This window comes from Burkholderia sp. Bp8963, from assembly GCF_003854275.1.
Lineage (GTDB): Bacteria > Pseudomonadota > Gammaproteobacteria > Burkholderiales > Burkholderiaceae > Burkholderia.
In genome coordinates, this window is record NZ_QTQP01000147.1 from 1 (window position 1) to 1325 (window position 1325).

General features: G+C 66.3%; 1 protein-coding gene. It reads left to right on the plus strand.

The features are described from left to right. Window positions 1-1325, plus strand: a 1325-nt coding sequence (gene tssI, locus DID96_RS37715; RefSeq protein WP_124604389.1) for a type VI secretion system tip protein TssI/VgrG, incomplete at both ends; no start/stop codon positions are given.

Consider the following 1325-nt stretch of genomic DNA (forward strand, 5'->3'; position numbering starts at 1 on the left):
GCGAAACCGGCTTTCGCCGCACGCGCTACCGCGCGGTGGTCGAACCCGAACTGGCCCGGCTCAAGCTGTGCTCGGACTGGCGCGTGTTCCAGACCCAGAGCGTGCCGGAGATCCTGCAGAGCGTGCTCAAACGTCACGGCATCCTCGGCTACGAGCAGATCGTCACCGACACGCATCTCACGCGCGAGTACTGCGTGCAGGCCGGCGACACCGACTACGATTTCCTGGAACGCATCGCCCGCGAAGAGGGCTTCTACTTCCAGTTCCTGCATTCCGCGGACGGCCATCAGTTGACCCACAGCGACCGCTTGTTCGTGCAGGGCCGCATCGGCGGCAAACCGGTGATCTACAACCCCAACGCCGGCGGCGACCAGGACGAACCCGCACTACGCCGGTTTCGCTACGTGGAGAACGTGCGCACGGCGCGACAGACCCAGCGCGACTACGTCTTCACCCATCCGCACTACGATCAGGAACACAGCCGGGTCGGCAGTGACCTCGCGCACGAGCGCCGCCCCTACGAGCACTACGCGTACCCCGGGCGCTACAAGGTCGACGAAGCCGGGAAGCCCTTCACTGAGAACCGGCTGCGGGGCCACCGACGCGACGCGCGCATCGCCCGGGTCGAGGGCGATGACCCGCGCCTGATCCCCGGCATCTCCTTCGAGCTCACCGGCCACCCCCGCGAGGAGTGGAACAGCGGCTGGCGCCCGGTGCGCATGCGCCATCACGGCGTGCAGCACACCAGCCAGGCCGAAGAAAGTGCCGGCTCCGACCAGGGCACCCGCTACAGCTACACCGCCGAACTGGTCACCGACCGCACCGAGTGGCGCGCCGAGCCGTTGCCCAAGCCGCGCATCGATGGCACGCAACCCGCCCTGGTGGTGGGCCCGCCGGGCGAGGAGATCTACTGCGACGAATGGGGGCGGGTCAAGATCCAGTTCCCCTGGGATCGCCAGGGCAGCTTCGATGACCACAGTTCCTGCTGGGTGCGCGCGGTGCAGAACTGGGCCGGCGCCACCTGGGGCCATATGGCCATCCCGCGGATCGGCCAGGAGGTCCTGGTGATTTTCATGAACGCCGATGCGGACCAGCCGGTCATCGTGGGTCGGACTTTCATGGCCACCCAGTTGCCGCCGTATGAGCTGCCCAAGCACAAGACCCGCATGACCATCAAAAGCCAGACCCACAAGGGCAAAGGCTTCAACGAACTGCGCTTCGAGGACGAGGCCGGGCAGGAGGAAGTCTACGTCCACGCCCAGAGGGATCAGAACATCCACGTCAACCATGACGAGACCACCTTTGTCGGCAATGACCGCAGCGAG